This is a genomic window from Paraflavitalea sp. (assembly GCF_059502485.1).
This window is the reverse complement of the sequence record NZ_JCACET010000008.1, coordinates 3,005,808-3,025,341: the sequence shown is the minus strand read 5'-3', so window position 1 is coordinate 3,025,341 and position 19,534 is coordinate 3,005,808. Positions and strand designations below refer to the sequence as shown.

The window sequence follows — 19,534 nt, the reverse complement described above, 5'->3', positions numbered from 1 at the left end:
ATCAGGGACGTTTTCTGTAATAGCTCCGATTCTCTTTAATCGTTTTAATTCCTTGCTCAGTCTCCTTCTTTACACGTATAGGAGTACCTTCATCATCATACTCATAAAAAGTAGCTGCATTGGTTTCATCCAGTTGAGCCATCAAACGCATAGTCTGGTCATCGTATACATAAGAATTGAAACGAGCATCGAATGGATGCACCCGCACGTCGTCTATATATACATTGCCACCTCCAGGCTTGTTAAACTGAAGATTAAAACTACCTCCGGAAAATAGTAGCTCCAAACGTTTCCATCCTTCCACTACCGGCACTTCCATATTGCTTAAAGTACTTTGTTGCCTGTTAACCGCATTCATAAACACATTGGTTTCCCCATTAAGAACAAGATTAAGCCCTGTAATCTTATTGGAGTTCGGAACACCATCATACACCCACATACTTATTACATATTGTTTGCCCAGAATTGGCCCAAAACCATTTGCCAATCTGTTGTCTGACAACCTGATACGACCAACATAATCGTAATCCATGAAAAATAACGTCGTATCGCTATAGCCGCTGATGTGCGCAACATTAGTAGTGCCATTGTTTAACTTATAGCTGTATTTTCCGGTATGAGCTCGCTCGGTTGAAATACATCCGCCTTGGCCGCACCAATTATTATTCTCATTGACCAGTCCCCAATTAAAATGACGCTTCGGTGGACAGTTTTCAGGGCCATTCTGCAAGGAGAAATAATAGTCTTCAAACCCATCATAAGCAATCTCATTTCGCCGGGCATTGGAAGCTATGGCAATAGCGACCGATTCCTTATAGCCAAACAAAGCAGCAGAAAATTGCTTTAATGCGTCTACACTCTCTATCTCGTTTCCTCGCTGGTCGAAATAAATAGCCTGATTTTTCCAAACCCACCGTTGTGCAGGATCAGCAGAATTATACTGAACAGAAGTAGAAACATACCCACCCGGCTGAAATACCCAAAAAGGATCGAAACTCGAATAATAGCCCGATGACCTGATATTCGTACCTCCTTGCTGTCCAGACAAACCGGCTTTTTGTTCCCTGTCAACTATATAACTAAAAACTCGCTCGGAACGCCAGTTACCCAGTAAGCCAGTATAATAGGGATTTATAACTTCGTTCAATGGATCAGGGCAGGAATTACATTCATCAACAGTCAGGGTTGCTACATTAGGAGCCGTACCAGGCACAGTATAAGTAACTTCCAGCCGCGGCCGTTTAGCTGCAGTAGGATAATTTTCAGAAGCAAAAGCAGCATAATAATTCAACAAGCTGTTGGTTGGATCACTATATAATAACCAAAAACCATTATTCTGATACGTACCCGATACTACATCTTGAACGAAGCCTCCAATATTAAACACGACATCCTCATAATGACCAGTAAGAGACACAGTACCTATCGATAGACCGGAATACATATTACTATTACATTGCCTCGGATTAGTAACACGGTCAAGTTGCAGATAATTACCAGGATTAGCCGAATGCGAATAAGGAAAAGCAGGCGGCGAGTAACCTTCCTGCAAAGCATACAGATAAAGATTCGCAGTAGTAATGGTAGCATTGGAAGGTATTTGAGAAATCCCCGGAATTTGAAATTGAGACAGCCCGCCACTAACTCCATTTTGAGTAACCGACACGATCTTTTGATTAGGATTACTAACCCCTGATGCGCCCTGTGTCACAGTACAGGTACTGGTATATGTTTGTGAAACACTCTGAGTACCTGCACCGGAATAACTAACCGAAGAACCATCTGCGCAGATTTGGCTGGTTAATCCATAAAAAGATACCGGATTAGCACTATTCGAGCGAATAGACACTTTACAAGCTCCTACCTGAGCAGTATAGATCGTTCCAGTAGCATTGGAAGTTAAAGCATAAAAATACCTGGTCCGGTTATTTTTCAACACAGCACAATCACCAACATTATAACCGGCATTTTTTGCTGAAGTCACCAATTGTCCCACAGTGATATGTTGCGAAAGCTGGATAAATAACTGATTCGTATTGATAAGATAATCAAACAGCGGCTTAAGACACGAACAGATACAGGACTCATCCACCAGGCTACTCCTGAGCGGGCTATTGTCCGGAACAGTTGTTAGTATCCATTGAACACCATTCGGACCGGTTTGCTGGATCATAGTGTCTTTAAATGCAGGCAACGTAGACGAAGCGGCAAACCTGCCATTCACAGACTGTTGACAATCATAATCTGCCCATTGTGGAAATACAGGCACCTGCCATTTTTCCCTGAAAAAAGCCGTCTGGGCATCCAAAATCTTCTTATTAGTGTCGAATTGCAATGTTCTTGAACCATTGACAACAACCCGTGGATCAACCAGACACACGATATTACCAATCACAGCACTGGGCAGATTACGTCGGCCGGATCTGATCGTAGCATAACGCCCGGAACCGACAATAAAATCACCCGTCTCATCGATAAAACGAAGCGTATTATTGACAGATCGAACTATCCAACCCTTCTGATTGCCATCTACTGCTACCAGCTCATCACCAGGGAAAACATGGCTATTATAAATAGCAGGCACGATACCGTCCGCCCCCGTCGTAAAATTGGTGTAGATATTCCCGATATTCTTGTAGGCGCCAGCCATACCATCGTACCCCATCCACGCAGGATAAGTAAAAGAATATAAATAATCATTGAATTCGTTTTGACTACGGCTCAACAACACTTGACCCGTTTCACCATCCCAAAGCAGATTTTCAGCAATGGTAGTAGATCCATTCTGCGTAGTAACAACCTTCTTTAATATCCCGTATTTATGAATAACCTTTACGGCAGAAGACGAATGATAAGAATCTGCCGTAATACTATAACCAAAATTAACCGCTCCATAAGGAGCAAAAATGGGAATAAAAAAAGGAATCACCATTCCTCCGGCGTATCCGCCTACACTGGTACCCACACTTTCATTTACACTCTCTCGCATATCGGTAATGAAATCCACATCGGTTCCAAGCACAGTATTGGCACGAATAGTTCCATTCGGCCTTAACACATCTACCTGGTTATTCAACACCTTCTCCGCAGCATTTTCATCCTCTACATTATAAAAATACTCAGAGACAGAGAGCAGATCCCCACCCTTGTTAAAAGCCTTTACAGATCTCGACTTTCCATGCATATCATTCAACACGATCTTGAACCCTTGCGAGGCCACTACCCGCTTTACATAAGTAGAGCTGAATAACTTCAGGATAAGACTATTCTCATAATTATTCTGCTCCAAAGGAAGATTATCTACCACCGTTGGAAAATCACGGGCCGTATAAAACTCATGCTCAACATAACCGGCATGCTTCACCAGGTTACCGCTCAAGACGTAATCGTCACCAAAAGAAGTCACAATCACCTTGCTGTATCCTACATCAGCAGCAGGGAAATAACTCTCGCAGAAAGGCTTTTCGATAAAATGATATCGATCAACACTCCAATGCACCTTTTCCGTAAAATTGATAGGTTCGTGAAATGGATTTTCCTCGTTTCCGATAGAAGGCTCGTAAGCAGCTACCCCCGAAGAAATTTCCCGCCCACTGGCATCCTTGGTCAGATAGCTATACAATTGTCCGTAAGAAGCATTTTTACCACCAGTAGCCATATCAGCCCAGTTATCCCGCATAGTGATCTTTTTCACCCGGCATCCACCACCCAGCTTTTTACCGGTAGGATTGTATAACCGGATGATACTTTTAGAAAGATCGATACTATTGGAAAAACTTTTATTACTGGCTATCGTTTCAAAAGGCATTACAATTTCGCGCAGATTCAGGAAAGCACTCACCAACGACTTGATGGCAGCTACAACATCGCCGTCCACGGCATCGGAGTTATCATAATTATCATAAGCATAATGAGGCAGGTCTACCTTCAACATTTGCCAGGCAGCCTTGGCAACAGGGTTTTTGCCACCCAGCTTCTTAAGCGGAATGAAAGCAGACAATCCATCACCCGAAACAGTACACCCTTGCAGGTCCAGTTCGGCATACCCTTGCACAAACTCATAATGGCCGCGATTGGTAATATTGCTGAATACCTTATACCAAAGCTTATCCATCAATTTACCATCAGCACCCTGCAGGTACATTCGTTTAAAACCGGCAACCTTATCCCCATCCGTCACAGGAACAGGCAACTCCACAGTAAAGCCATTCGCGTTGATCAAACCACTATTACTCGTACCGATGCTATTACCGATCCCTTTTACAAAGCACATCTGCATCGCACGGCGGTTCTGCACATAAGCATAGTCATCCGACTCATATTCAGCCTCGATAGTGCTGCCGGTAGGAGTAATGATCTTAGTCAACTGCCATTTGGAGGCAAACCGGCCAGCCAACAACTTTTCATCATGAGCTGTATTCACATTTTCTTGCAACGCGTATGGGAATTCAGAGTTATTCATCTTCATAGCCCCACCTTGCAAACGGTTATAAAAGCTATGCTTGTAAGTCCCCCACCGGTCCTGCTGACGTTGAGTATACCGATCAGACGCCTCGTTAACATCGTTGGATACAGGAAGACCGGGGATGCTACTGATCAGCCGCACGTCATACTCGAAATTGTAAGGGTTCGACTTACCACGATTATTTTTGCCAAAAGTGAAATACACCTTCTTTAAAGTCAGTTTCCCCTTGGCTGTATTCACATTGATTTGTGGTCCCGCCGGATTAAGAGGATCAGGCGCCATTACAGTCGCACCAGTATTATTGGGCAATTCCGCACACAAAGAATAATCATACTCAAAATGAACCGTTTTAACAGGAACGGCATTAGTACCATTCTTGACCCAGTCCGCTTTCGAATAAAGCTTGATCCTGTCGAGCTTTTTCAGCTTGGTACCACCAGGACCGCCATGTTCGCCGGCTACACCTGTACCATCCTCTCTATCCGACGTTTCAAAAAAAGCAACCATCGTTTTACTATCGATAGATTCCAGATACCACACCTCCTTCACTCCGTAGGTATAACTACCTTTGTCATCCTTCTTATCACTGTAAAATCCTTCATTATAATTAGCCATATCGGCAGCATAAGGCGCACGCCATTGATAGTTGCCCGAGTGCTTTGCATAATTCAGCTTTACAGCAGAGCCGATATCATCATCTGTAATACCATCCCCCTGCAGGTCCACATAATCCGGCGACAAAACACCCGTAAGCAAAAAAGAAGTTGCATAGGCCGGTACCGTCTCTTTAGAAAACATTTGGTCACGCCCATTCTTATAACGGATCCTACCGTCCGTTCCCGTTGTATAAGGGATCAATCCACTTCTCGCAGTCTGCGCAACATCAGCAGGAGGTTGAGCAGAAAAACTTACATCCTGCTGAGTAGTATTATAAACAGGTATGCCATACACCATACGCTGACCATCGTGGTCCGTCATAGTCATCTCAGAAATATGATGTGACTTTCGATAGCCACCTTCTCTCGGCTCCCCGTTAATCGTCTTATCCAAAGCATATTTCTTTGCCTGCGCGGCTGTCAAATAGCTGATAGCAGCAGTTCTTTTTTCACGTTGATCTTTTTTCAGGGCAGTATTGACCGCTTGCCGGCCAAACTCACGTGACTTCAGTGCCTTGAAAGCTTTGGCCTTGGTAAAATAATTACCCGCATCATTGATGGCTACCTGCTGCGTTAATTCATTTCCTATTTTAGTCAGATAAGTTTCTTCGCTCTCCGTTTGCTCTCCTATAGCTTTAAAATAAACAGGCTCTTCCGCAGGATTGTTAACCTGGTCAAAAGCCGCTTCCCCTACTTGTAGATACTCATTATTGCTGGTCCATTTGTTGGTATAAGCATCACCAGTAGTAAAATCGATACGTCCGCCACTCTTATGCGTATTACCTACGCCTATAGTAAGCGCGCCCTTCAGATTCAAAGTGGAATTATAATGAGCCTGGTCAAAAACAATATAGTTACCACCAAAAAAAGGCCTGAACTGCTTCGAACCAGACTGGCTGGTAGCCATAAAAAAGTCTTGCGTAGCAACAGGAATACCGATAGATGGAGCACCGGGAATAAAAACACCATCCTTCTCCCGGTTGAAGTCGAGCAAAGCAGCCTTATTTTGCCGGCCGCTCAGGTAATTCATATACCCGTAAGCCCGGGATAACGACAGGGGGTTAAGGATCTTTTCATTATACACATACCCCGAACCGCCAATACCAATATAACCACCAAAAATAGACGGACCAAGATCAAAGCTGAAAGTAAAACCATTATTGCTCGTATTGTTACTGATCGAAGGCGTATACGTCTGACCAAAGTACTTCACACCAGAAAAATCCATAGTGAACATATGCGCCCTCTTCTTGGTAGAAGAAAAACTGGCATCCAGTTGCACCTGCTTTAAACCACTACGGGTATTATAAGTAAGAGAACCCGATAAACTGCGTACAGATTCATCACTCCAGAAATCATGGGCCCTGCTGAGTGATAGAGAAGGAGTAATAGAAACCCCGTCCCGGCTATCGGAACCAATATCCAGCCCCGCTGTTAGAGAAGTCTTCTTGTTCTTTGCCAGCTTAAAACCAAGGCTGGCGCCCAGTTCCGCACCCATACCATAATAATTATCCTTATAAACACCAACCTTGATGCTCGCGCTGCCAAACTCCCAGGCAAGCGCAGAAGGCTTTAACACAATCTGCCCGCCAACCTTCTTAAATTCCTTTCGATCATATTCCTTAGTCACAAGATCACCCTTGAAGTCATCCGGCAAACCACGCATATCACGTGTAATAGCGCCAGGGTTGAGCGTCCACCCGGCACCCACCCAACTCGCCTCTTCTTCCATACCACTACCCGATTTATAGGATAGATTAAGCGGATAACCACCTACATCAGCCAGAGGAATATTATACTTCAGGTCGCCGGTAAACAATTCGACCAGATCACCGGCACCAGCTGGCTCAAACCTTTCCATTTCAGGTTGAGAAGGCCCCGATGTCAACGCATAAGCAGCACCTGGATATAAAGTTTCAACAGAAAAAATGACCAGGAAAAACCAGGCAGTTAGTTTTTTAGTTCTTTTGCTCATCCTCAGAACTTATTTAGTTGCATTCAAAACAATAATTTGAGTACCCCATAGACCAGTAGCATCCCGGTACACAAGCGCCTCGGGCTCAGCATCACCAGACAGCTCAAAAACAAGGACCCCTTCCCTTTCCTGCGAATTCAGCTTTACTACCGGATGATAAAATACAGGAGCGATCGAATCCCCACCCACAACAGCTTTCCAGTCATTCATTACATGAAACTGGTAATAAACACCCTTCTCCTGTTGCACTTTCGCATCCCGGTTTAAAGCACTATCGCAGAAACCTACTAAGTAAGAAACGAATTGCCCACCCTGCACAACGTCCTGTGAAAGCACCCTGTTATTATCAACCTTGTCCACATACAACAAAGCGCCGGGTTGGTTGATAGATGCCAGGTGCTTCTTCAAAGCAGTTTTCCCCGCCATCTGTTGTCTGCAGCCAGGCAGAACAATAGCACCAATGCATATAAAAAGCACGCATACAATAGAAAAAGACTTTTTACACATAGCTTATGGAGTATCAGTAATATCCTCGTCTTTATAAATAAATCTTATTTCAACCATTGGTTCATTAAACGGGTACACCTTTAGCAGATAATGCTTACCTGCTACAAGCTCAGCATCCGTAAGATCTATATCCACCTTGTTCAATCCTTGGATCAGCGCCACTTCTGCTAACCGCGGAATTTTCTTTGACCCATTTTCAATATCATGAATAGAAAAGTTTAGTTTTTTTACACCATAATTATTTGTGAACGAAAACTTGATGGCCCGGTTGGCGATATAGTAATTACCATTTACCAGCAGCTTCAGCTCACGATAACTATCGTTAGGCAACTGCTTGCCAGGTTCCTGGCACTGTACAGTAAGCTCCCATATTTCAGATTTTGACATCACAATATTTCCCTGATAAGCCAACACCTGCCAACAATAAGTTTTTCCTTCTTTCAGTTCAGGCCGGGTCGAAGGATAATTGACAGTAGTACTTGTAATATTATCCAGCAACAACAAAGGAGCATTGATCAGTAGATTTTCTACTGATTCACCTTGTTTCTTTTCAGTCAACAACAACCGGAAGCGCATAGAAGGATGAAAAGGCAAAGGAGGTTGCCAGCTCAAGACAGGGCGGGTCTGACAGATCTTATCCCTATCTCCCGGGTTGAGCAGAGCCAATGGGACCAATGGCAACACCTCCGCATCAAAACAATTTTCATATTCCTCATTTGATCCTTTATCAGCATTTACAAACTGATAACAAAAAGAATACTCGCCGGGAGGCAGACCTTTGGTTTGATTAGCAATATTGCTGTAAGCATTAGCAGAGAACTTAAACACACTACCAGCAAATATATTCCTGGGAAAGTTATAAGTACCAGTAGGAAGATTTGTAAGCGGAGACGTTATAGTTACTATAGGCAGTTTCTTTGTTTGCTCCCGCACTACTATTACTACCTGACCTTGCAATACCCGGCCGGTAAGATTCTGTACTTGAAACAACCCAAGCCCATCGATCGTTCTGCCCGCAACTTCCGGCATGAAATAAAAGTTGAATTGTGCCCGACACACCGTGCCAACCAGCATGATCAATAAGATAAAAACAATCCGCTTCATAATTAAAAATTGAAGTGCGCTCCTGTTGTCACAAAAAGTTGGTTCGCCAATTCTCGCCTTTCTATATGAACAGCCTTTCTGTAAGAAACTTCCACATCAAGATTAAGCTTATCGAAAAAAGTAGCACTCAGCTGCTGCCGTCCGCCAACTTGCCTGTTCCAACCTGTATTAGTATAATATCCCAAACCACTGCTCAGCCGGACATTACTGGCAGCAGCATAACCATAACTGGCTTCTGCCGTGAACATGGAAGTATTGAACAAATAATCAGTATTATCAGACCTGTTTATTATTACCTGCAACGACAGTGGGGACTGCTTGAACATAGCAGTAGACGAATACATCAGCATAAAAGAATTTCCTTTGTAATATTCTCCGGCCAACATAGGCACATTTAATTGCTGGTGACTGATCACCACATTATTCATGATCCTTTTATGAGCAACTGAAAACTGATAAGCACCATCTACCTGTAAACGGGCATTCCCCCCTTTGGTAGTAGCAGCAACAAAAAGGCGGGAAGAAAAATCACTACGCTGATAAGTAACACCTACACGATTATTACGACGAATCTTATAACTCAGCTGCACCCTATTATTCACCGTAGTATGACTATACCTTTTCAGTGGATCGAAATTCTGCTTGCGATAATCGATATTATAGCGTGTAGTCAACTTATTATTCAGCCATTTCCTGCTAAACCCTACACCTACCTGCGTCTCCCCCTTTCGCAGCATACTATTGCCCGGGTTATTATACCCCATACCCACTTTCTTCACAAACAACCTTATATCTGTATCCAACAATTCACCTGTGTAATCGACCATAGCGGCATAATTGGAAGTTCCACTGCCGGAAAACACATCGGCGTGAGCATTCGCCTTATAAAGCACACTATCCTGAGAAAGATTATCTACAAAGGAGCCAAATGATCGTGAAACATCTACACCTATTTTATGCGTACCACCAATAGCATATCCCGTATGAAAAGAGATCGTAGCATCCCGCCTTTGCGGCACACCCAGGTAAGTTGCGCGAAGCATTCCTTCCCTGTTATCCGCCCCAGGCGAAGAACCACTGAAGTTGAAAAAATTAATAGAAATGGATTTCTCCACACTGCCACCTGTTCCCGAACCCAGCGAGAATCCTGCAACAGATGAGTACTCATTAGTAATAGTATTATTCAAGCCAGCCTGCAGCCAGTTATTAATATTATTATTGCGGCCATAAATAAATCCTACAGAAGTCTTATTGCTCTTAAATTCAGTATTGATACCTGTATTGATAAGGTTCTGCAAAGAAAAATCACCCGATTGAACCGCATTCTGACCAATATCAAGCCGCGTTACATTTACAAATAATCGTTGTACGGAATTTAGGTCAATGTGATCATCCAGGATCTTACCAAGATTACCAGGTTTGGCAAGAAAAGATTTATAATTATCAGGAGTAAATGGCAAATTACTCTTTAGCTCTTTCACCAGTTTATTATTTTCAAACCCCTCTTTTGCCGCCACGATTTTCTGATACACCTTTTCCAACAGTTCCCTGCGCTTTCCGTCTGAATCTATCTTTTCAACAGCAGCTCCGTCCTGTCCATTAAATAACTTGTTCTTTAACGCCACCATATCACTCTTTGACAGATCGCTAATACCCTCGGGCAACGCTACAATAGTTTTGTACTCCTTACTAAAATCATTTTGCAAAGATTGAATCTCCTTTCTCAGTTTGCTTTCATAATTGCTACGCAAAGCATTTACCCTTGTCATGGCGCCAGCCAGCACCTGTTCAGCACTAAGTTTTTCCAGTACCTTCTTCCTCAACTTCTCAACATATGCCTGGTGATCGAAATTGAATTGCAATAACTTATCAAAAGGATTCCCCTGCATCGCGTATATACCATTCTGTCCCCGGAAAGAAAGATCAAATGGCATTTCAAAAACAGAAAGACCTGAATTGAAAGTATAATTATAAACCCCACGCATGTCCTGGAACGTTCCCAAAGCGACACCGCCTGTGTCATTCATATAACTATAATCCACTTGTGCTTGTATACCAGTTGATTGAATAAACTTACCGCCACTGAATAACTTTATCTTCGACAAAACGCTTTGCAACGGCATCTTTACATCCTGTACCAGATCAATATAATCCCTTTTATTGAATGGCAAAGCCCCCCTCAATAACCCTGTATCAAGAGGCAGAAGCCTTTTACCGGTCGCATCGGCAGCATTTTTTAATCGCTTATCCAGAGACGAAAGCACCGAATCTACTCTCTTTACAGAAGTAGTCGTTGTATCAGACTGTGCATTTGTCAGGATCACCGTGCACATACACAGCAATAACATGCCCGTTATCTTTATTAACCGCATCTGATTAAGTTAAAAGATTCTACCTGCCGGGCTTGTAAGACCAAGCCACAGCAAAACAAGCGGCATCATATGAAAGATGCCACATGCCAAACCAATATGTAATAAATGATTAAGTGATATCAGGTAAAGAGAAGATAACTACAACGGGGACAAAGCACACAAAATGCCTGAAAGAGTTTTTTTTCATAAGCGAAGGGTTATGGTTATTGAATAAGGAGAAGCGTATTTCAAATATAGGCAACAAAATAACACTCCGTACATAATTCAGACACTATTTAGTAAGTGTGTAGCTTTAAACAATAAGTGTGTATCTTCTTCGTGTAACTGTGCAGTTAGTACATTATAAAAACCAATCGTATAACATAAACCGATAATACACAACATCTAATCCTTCCTGGTCATCCTATACTTCTTGGGGCTCATCCCAATGATCTTCCTGAACCTTTTGGAGAAATAATAAGGATCGTCAAAACCCATGCTCATGGCAATGGACTTTACACTCTTGTCTGTAAAATCCAGTTGTTGTGTGGCCTTCTGCATCTTGAGCTGGATGAAATAATCGATGGGTGCATAACCCGTCTTCTGCTTGAACAAACTGGAAAAGCGGGAAGCAGAATAATTATAATGCTTGCAAAGATCAGTAAGCGTAATATTTTCACTAATATGCTGATGCATATAAAGGATAGCACTGTCGATACTATCCAGTTTATCCTGCGTATGCTGCGGAAAATGCCGTGGATTGTAAATGAATAAAGAAATGAAGTGCGACAGGCACATATTGGTAAAAACCAGGTTATCAAGACTATAACCCAGCTCCAGCGATTTGTATATCTTAGAAAATAAGCCCGTCATCTCTTCACTGATCTTTATATAACTCGGCTTGAAGTGCTTTTGTACGATCTGCATGTTGTTGAACTCCGGTAAACTATCCCCTCCAAAATGGATCCAATAAATCGTCCAGGGATCACTATCACTGCTTCCATAAGCATGCTCCACGTGTTGAGGAAGAATAAAGAACTCATTGGCACTCACTTCATACTTCTTATCTTCAATTTGATACCACCCCTTGCCATCCACACAATAAAACAGGAAGTTCTCCGGCAATCCTTTCTTGCGATAAGTATAATGCTTTTCAGCCTTGGGATAATAACCCAGGCTGCATACATACAACTTAGATAAGAGAGGATTGTTTTGAACCTTTGATTTTATGACGGTCTTAGGGATCTCGATCCGCTGCCTGCCCAGCCCGTGCCATATATTCTTGTGAGAGCCTATTTTATTTGCAACACCCATATGAAGACAAGTTCGTCGTTGATAATGCTAATTTAATAGAACTTGTGGGATTATCGTATTAAAGTATACCCCGCCAATTCCTATGTCCTACCTCTTACTCTCTACCTCCAGCATATTCACTACATCTTTCTCTCTTTCCTTAGGCAATACGATCAAGGAAACAACCGCTCCCCCCTTCAGCTCCGCTTCCACCGTCGTGTTATAAGGCGCCTGTAGTTTAAAATGCACATCCTTGTCCCTTGGCCAGGCGGGAAACAACCATATCTTCCGGTCATCCACCTGCAACAACATCTCCTGGATACCGATCATCCCGCTGCCGCCCCAGTTATGGTCAGGCACCCAGTCGAACCCCGGACCCCAGAAAGCCGGAAACCGCCGGCCGGAATTTTGAAGCTTCAACACATTCAGGTCCCAGGCTTCCTGCCGTAAGCCCAGGCGCGCAGCAAAAATATTATCCTGCTTCCAGCCGATATGACTCCTGAACTTCAGGGCAAACGTATCATACCGCCACGTACTGAGCGCCGTATCCAACCCCGGTTTGCCCACACCGAAAATCCCCCAGGGAAACACAGGATAAAGCTGTGTAGATTCTGTATTCTGTACCCGCTCCCACAACCTGGCAGGCGCTATAGTGGTATGACCATTGAACTGTGTATAAGAAATAGCAGGAATGCGATTTAGTAAAGCCTGCCACGAAGCACGCTGCGCCTCAGTACCATATGTAGCAGGCAACGCCAACAGCCTGGAGGAAATTACCGTAAGCGCAGCGATGGTAGAACTGGAATTATAAGCCCCCTTGAATGTCTCAGCGCCCGAGCCGGGATACAATACCAACTTACCCGCACCATCCAAAGCCTTCGCCCCCCTTTGCCGGGCGAGATATTGATAATGCTCATCGAAAAAACGCAAACAACTTTCGATAAAAGGAATGAAACGGCTGATATCACGCCCGGTGTAACGCTGCTCTTCCAGCATCATGAGGCAAAACTCAAACACGGTGTCCCACTCATATTCCAGCCACGCATTATACTCAACCCCTTTATCAAAACCAGCGGGCCGTTTGGTTCCATATTCTGCATAATCGGGCAACCCATAATTTTCCAGCTGCTCGGTAAAACAAGCCCCTTCATGATTCCAGTACACTTTACTGCGCAGCTCTGCATTGTGCAGGATCCGCATATAAAATTCGAACTGCGATTGCAGCATATCCCAATCACCATTCTTGATCATAGGATGATATACGAGCCGCTGGTTCTGCATTGTATGCAATCCCCCACCCCAGTTTCGATAATCAGGCGTGGCCCTATGAGCAGTATCCGTAAAGATAGGATCAACAGTCAGCAACCCGCCATTGAACTTGGTAGGCCAGGCGCCCCTGGCATTACAAGCCAGCATATAGCGAAAGAGCTGATAATTACGTCCCATTTCCCAGGCAGTACCACTCCCTTTTGCTTTATCGATCGATACAAAACTCCTTTGCCAGAATTGCTTCCACCAGTTATGCGTAGCAGCAAAAGCCGTAGCGCTTTTCTCCTCAGCAACTGTCTTTAGTGAATCCAGTGATTGCTTCCATTGGTCAACAGAAGCAACCTGCGCTGTATGCAGTTGCAACGAAAGCGAATGAGCCTTCGCAGCCTTCTTGCTCCTCAGCCACCAGGCCTTATAGTCCGTACCGGCATGCACACCATATAATGTTCCTGCCGGAATAAAAGACTTGCCACCGAAACTGCCCCCAAAAGCAAGATCACGCAAAGGATTGTACAATTGATCCTTCACACTGTCCATACCCTGCTGAGCAACGGTAGCATCAAAAATGGTAGGCGATACATTGTGGTGATAGAACAGCACTTCATTACCACGATAGTCAATACTATCCCTACGGGTAACAGTACCTTTAGGCGGCGCCCATTTCCAGGAAGTGCCAAAAGCAGCACGGCCAGCCAAAGGCCGGTCACTATAACGCCAGCTTTCGTAAGCAGCCTCCACGACTATTTTCTTATTGCTGTTCACATCCACATGCACCAACGGACTGAACACATCCACCCAAATACGCAGGGTAGCAGATTGACCACCCGCCTTGCCTGATACCGTAACATACCCTTCCTGCAAATGCAGTTCCTGTTTAAAATCCCTGATCAATACATTGGGAGACAATTGCACCCGTAACCTTCCGGCCTTCATCAGACCATTATTCTCATCAAAACTTCCGCTGCGGGCTGCATAGATCAGCAACACACCATCCTCTACCCACACATTCAAACCTATATCACCACCACCACAAGGCATGGATTCACCGGCATGCTCGCTGGGCGTTGTCCACACAACATTATAACTATCAATATGAGAAGATTGCGCCTGTAACCACAGCGCAGTCAACAACAAAACAACCAGACTAAAAATATTCCGTAATAGCATTTTCAAATTATATTACCGCATGATCACCACATTACCCAACAACCCCGCCGGCAACAACGGCTTCCCCTGCAAACGGAAAGGAGCAGTAGTCCACGTAATACGCTTATTTGCCGGCAATCTTTCATCACCGATCAATCGATTGGCCCACGTATTCGTTACTTCCACCTTCAGCTCATTGACTCCCTTGCGTAGCGCCTTTGTAATATTCAGGCGGTAAGGAGCAGTCCATGCAGTACCACAATCGATACCATTCAACTTCACCGTAGCCATATTCTCTACACTATCCATCAGCAACCATACCTGGCGGCTGTCATCATTACCATTCCAGTCAAATTGCTTGCTATACACAGCAGTACCGGAATAATAACGGATACTTGAATCCGCATGCTCCGGCCAGCTTTGCAACCCATGAAAAACCACAGGCTGTTGCGGACCACCAAGCGCCTTATCGAAAGTCACGAGCCAATCACCTTTCAACGTATCATAAACCAGGGAACGGGCATTTTTTACCAGTGTACCATTATCAATCCTTCGCCTGAACACCAGAAACAGCGATTCATTTTTATAGAGATACATCGGCACAATAGTACGACCATTGTTACGCTCATGATCGACCCTGGTCCTCATTGCCCCGGAAATAGGGTCCCACAATTCAGGCTCCTTGCCCGTAAGCCTTACCGATACATTTGTCATTCGGCCGCTGTCCAGCTGATTCGAAATAAAATAAATATCAAAATCCTTTCCCTTACGGTGCGTCCAGGCTATGCCTGGCGCAGGTTTACCATCGGCACCTGTAACCTCCACATCCCGCTCGATACCCAATGGAGCAAACGATTCATTTATATAAGGGCCGGTTATCAGTTTACCCTTGCCACCAGCAAACCCATCGAGCGATAGGCCAACACCGGTGAGTTCTCGTTTATCCAATACATTTTCCAGCGAAGGCGACCGCGCAGGCATATTCTGCATCACTACCGTAGCCCCTGCTTTTACCAGTTTCATGATCTTTTGCCCTACTTCTGCACTCATATATTGGCCATCTGGATTCAACGCATTGCTGCCCGGCACTACCAACACACCATAACTTGCGCCACCCGGCAATACGATACGTTTATTTTTTACAGTGGCCAGCCGCAACAAAGCATCAGGATTGATAGCATCATAAGCGTAACCACGCAAAGGGTCGATCCAATCCTCCGGATCAGCCATATTCGCCGAATGCGTCACACCGGCAGGAAGCTGGCGAAGCGGTGTACCCACATTTTCCAATCTCTTCTTTTCCCGATCTACCCTTTCCTTACCTATAATACCGGGCAACGACGTTACCAATCTATTCGGCAATACAGAACGGCGTGGTAATTCCTCACCAGTAAACACAGCCACGTCGGTCACCGGCGCGCCCAATTGCAACAATGCCTGACACCGTTGCAAATAATCGATCCAGGCTTTACTCTGCTTCCACCACGTTTGATCACGCTGAAAATACAAGCCCACACCATCCAGCGTCATACCCGGCTTGCGGTCCATCCAGGGATTGTGCGTAAACACATGCAACACGAGCTTATTAGCACCCAACGCAAAATTGCGGTCGCCAACAGCCTTTAACATGCCCGGGTGTTCGCCCCACGTCATCCGTACCGTTGTAAAACTTTCCGCCTGAATAATTGACTTTCCATATACATGCCCACCGGAAATAGCATCCAGCATATCATTCGGTTTATCGTGCGTAGGGCTATTGAGCCAGAACTCCCCCATCGGCATATCAGCATAACGGTAATGCAACATGCCATCACTCATCATGGTAGGCGCCACACTCTCTGCACTGAACTGCGTACCCTTTTCATGCGCCAGCTTCACCAACGTACCATAAAAATTATCGGCGATCAGTGAAGCAATAGTTTGCCGCACATCATACAAAAACCCTTCAGAAGTAGCCGCATCCTGCACCGGAGTGCCGGTCATGGCCAGCAGATAAGGCATCATATCATAACCACGACGCTTTTTAAACTCCTCCCTGAACACATTGCTCCAGTTCTGGCTGCCACATTCCCAACTATCCACATGAAATATCTTGATTACTTCTTTTGCCAGTTCAGGCCCTGCCACCCGCACCGCTTCACCAAACCATTTATCGAACTGCAGTTTGATAGCTACAGGGTTGAACTTATCACACTCCAAACCCTTTCCCGCTCCACCGGTAGCATTGGTATGACCGGTAGAAGTATGACCGATACGAACGATCACCCAGTTGCCCGCCGGTGCCTGCCAGGTAAGCTTACCAGTAGAATCAGTCCTGCTGGTCAGGTCAACAATACCCTGCAGCGGTACACACACCGAATCCGGCGCCTGCTGCGCAGTTGTTTTCTTACCTACCCGCCAGATAGAACCATTCTTACCCTCATACTGATTCAACACGGGTTCATCCGACATATAAATACCCGATACTTTAAAAGAAGGTTTCCACTTGGCGGCATCCAGGTCTTCCGCACCCGGTTCCGAACCGGTCTTATCATATACAAAACGATAATACAGCGCCGAAACAGCAGGAATGGCATGCGTTACATCCTCATCCGTATCCTGCCAGCCATGGCGAGGAGGCTCAAGCCGCGTTACGGTGATAAAATCATATCCATCATTACTTACCTGCACCAGCAATCGGTGAGCCTGGTAATTATTACCACCAGTATGGATCCTGATAGAGCGACAGGTAAAAGGTTGCGGGTACTTATATTGGATCCAGCACACCGAATCACTTTTGAAACTCTCCTTACTATCATTGTCAAAAGCGAGGAATTGCACCTTGACGCCGGGAATGCTGCTGGTCACCTTCGGGATCAATACCGTATCACTGAAAGCTTGTGTACTCCTGGCAGGGTAAGCCAGCACAGCAATATCCTTGTAATAATTTTCATGGATGTCAGGCTCAGGCAACGTCAGATCAACCATTTCCCCGCCCTTCACATATTCTTTGCTCCAAACGAGCTTTTGCATGGACAACTCCGGTGTGATCCATGGTCCACCAGCCAGTGCAAAACCATCACTTACATGCATAGCCAGTTGCAGGTTCAGCCTTTTGGCCTCCTGCATGGCAAAACGCACCATATCCCACCATTCAGGCGTCAGTTGCCGCACAGGCGGATTATACAGAGGAGGAGAAGTAGTGTCCTTGATACTCATCAAATAAGCCCCGCCGATGCCAACCTCTTTCATCGCTTCCAGGTCGGCTGTTATCCCAGCCTTGGAAACACCCGCCTGCATCCAGTACCAGAAAACCCAGGGCCTGGCGCCAGCCGGAGGGTTTTTAAAAAGGTTATCCGTAAGGCGGCCAATAGTATCGGCGGCCAAAGGAGCATATGCGTATTTAGGAAGATTTTCCTGTAAAACAACAGTTTGACGGCCCGAAGCGTCGGGCCCGGGAACGGACATATAAGCGGGAGGAACAGATGTACTGTTGTGCTGGATCAACCTACCAACAGCCACGGAGGACAGCAAGCCCGCAATCATTAATAAACACTTGTGCATCATATGAAAGCCTTATCGCGTGTGAAGTTAGGGCAACAGACGGTTTAACCTAAAAAAAAGGGGGCCAACGGAGAACCGTTACCCCAATTTGCTTGCTTTTTGCTATATGAAACTCTTAAATGTTCTCGGGCATAGTCCCGGAACAGATTATAATCAGATTAAAGACTAAAATTACAAGGTTGAAAGCCCCGGGTAAATGGCAAATCCGGGCAAGATGATGGAACATTTGACTATTTCTCTCCCGGGCCTCCGGGACCTGTTGCCCTCCGCCCGGGATCCTAACCAGATACTTAGAGGATCAAGGCAACCAAAAGTTATCTGAAAGCAAGACGAAAGCAAGGTAAAGGCAAGACAATAGCAAGATAATAGCAAGACAACAACCCTCAAATGCAGGCTGGACGCGGAAATGTCCACTTGAGTACTTTGCAGAATCTGTATAATAAACTATAAATCAACATATAGCAGAAAATAAAAAACAAAAAAGTAAGCTTTCCCCTTATCAACCTGTCAACTTATTAACTTTTCAACCCCTTCTCAACCACCCCGGCATACCCCGCCCCGATAGGCAACTCCGTTTTCTTTACCCACACATTATTCTTATCCATCCTGCTCACGTGCTTCTTACCCACAATATAAGAACGATGAATGCGCACAAAAGCTGCGGCTGGTAACAAATTTTCTGCTTCCGTCATAGTCAGCCGGGAAAGTATCTTCTGTCCCTCCAGCACAAACTGAACATAATTCCCATTGCTCTCCACATATAAAATATCGTCCGGCTCTACCCTCACCTGCTCATACCCACTTTTAATGAAAAGCGATGCGGTGGCAGGCGCACCAGGGCTCACATGTTGACGTAACTCAAACTGCTGCGCCGCCTTATTACAAGCCTTTAAAAAGCGGGCCTGCGAGAAAGGCTTAAGCAAATAATCGATAGCATCCAGCTCAAAACTCTGCACCGCGTGCTCACTATAGGCAGTAGTAAAAATAACCATCGGCGGGTCAGGAAGCGATTTCAGGAAATCGATACCCGAAATATCTGGCATCTTGATATCCAGGAATAGCAGGTCTACCTTTTCCTTGCGCAGGTAATCCAGCGCTTCAAAAGCATTGGTAAAACAGTGTACAAGGTCAATAAAAGGAACCCGCTCCGAAAGGTTTTTCACCACTTCCAGCGCCACAGGCTCATCATCGATTACGATTGCTTTAAGCATATACGATTACCAAA

General features: G+C 44.9%; 8 protein-coding genes. All 8 read right to left on the bottom strand.

All coding sequences use genetic code 11. The annotated features are described in order from the left end of the window. Window position 1 precedes the first annotated feature (1 nt). The 8 genes from AC5JBY_RS14645 to AC5JBY_RS14610 all read right to left on the bottom strand — a co-directional run bounded on the left by AC5JBY_RS14645 (window position 2) and on the right by AC5JBY_RS14610 (window position 19,520). Window positions 2-7,096, bottom strand: coding sequence for a DNRLRE domain-containing protein (locus tag AC5JBY_RS14645; RefSeq protein ID WP_495905353.1), 7,095 nt, complete (start codon window positions 7,094-7,096; stop codon window positions 2-4). A gap of 9 nt (window positions 7,097-7,105) precedes the next feature. Beyond that, window positions 7,106-7,522 (bottom strand): hypothetical protein, encoded by a 417-nt coding sequence (locus AC5JBY_RS14640; RefSeq protein WP_495905352.1) that lies wholly within the window; start codon window positions 7,520-7,522, stop codon window positions 7,106-7,108. 84 nt (window positions 7,523-7,606) lie between these two features. After that, the gene (locus tag AC5JBY_RS14635) at window positions 7,607-8,707 is read right to left on the bottom strand and encodes a hypothetical protein (RefSeq protein WP_495905351.1); all 1,101 of its coding nucleotides are present in this window, start codon (window positions 8,705-8,707) and stop codon (window positions 7,607-7,609) included. A gap of 2 nt (window positions 8,708-8,709) precedes the next feature. Then, window positions 8,710-11,079, bottom strand: coding sequence for an ATP synthase subunit B family protein (locus AC5JBY_RS14630; protein ID WP_495905350.1), 2,370 nt, complete (start codon window positions 11,077-11,079; stop codon window positions 8,710-8,712). A gap of 384 nt (window positions 11,080-11,463) precedes the next feature. Further along, window positions 11,464-12,372, bottom strand: a complete 909-nt coding sequence (locus tag AC5JBY_RS14625; RefSeq protein ID WP_495905349.1) for an AraC family transcriptional regulator — start codon at window positions 12,370-12,372, stop codon at window positions 11,464-11,466. A gap of 87 nt (window positions 12,373-12,459) precedes the next feature. After that, window positions 12,460-14,787 carry a DUF5703 domain-containing protein gene (locus AC5JBY_RS14620; RefSeq protein ID WP_495905348.1) on the bottom strand — a complete coding sequence of 776 codons (2,328 nt, stop codon included), beginning with the start codon at window positions 14,785-14,787 and terminating at the stop codon, window positions 12,460-12,462. A gap of 12 nt (window positions 14,788-14,799) precedes the next feature. After that, window positions 14,800-18,312, bottom strand: coding sequence for a glycosyl hydrolase (locus tag AC5JBY_RS14615; protein ID WP_495905347.1), 3,513 nt, complete (start codon window positions 18,310-18,312; stop codon window positions 14,800-14,802). A gap of 512 nt (window positions 18,313-18,824) precedes the next feature. Further along, window positions 18,825-19,520 (bottom strand): LytR/AlgR family response regulator transcription factor, encoded by a 696-nt coding sequence (locus AC5JBY_RS14610; protein WP_495905346.1) that lies wholly within the window; start codon window positions 19,518-19,520, stop codon window positions 18,825-18,827. Window positions 19,521-19,534 lie beyond the last annotated feature (14 nt).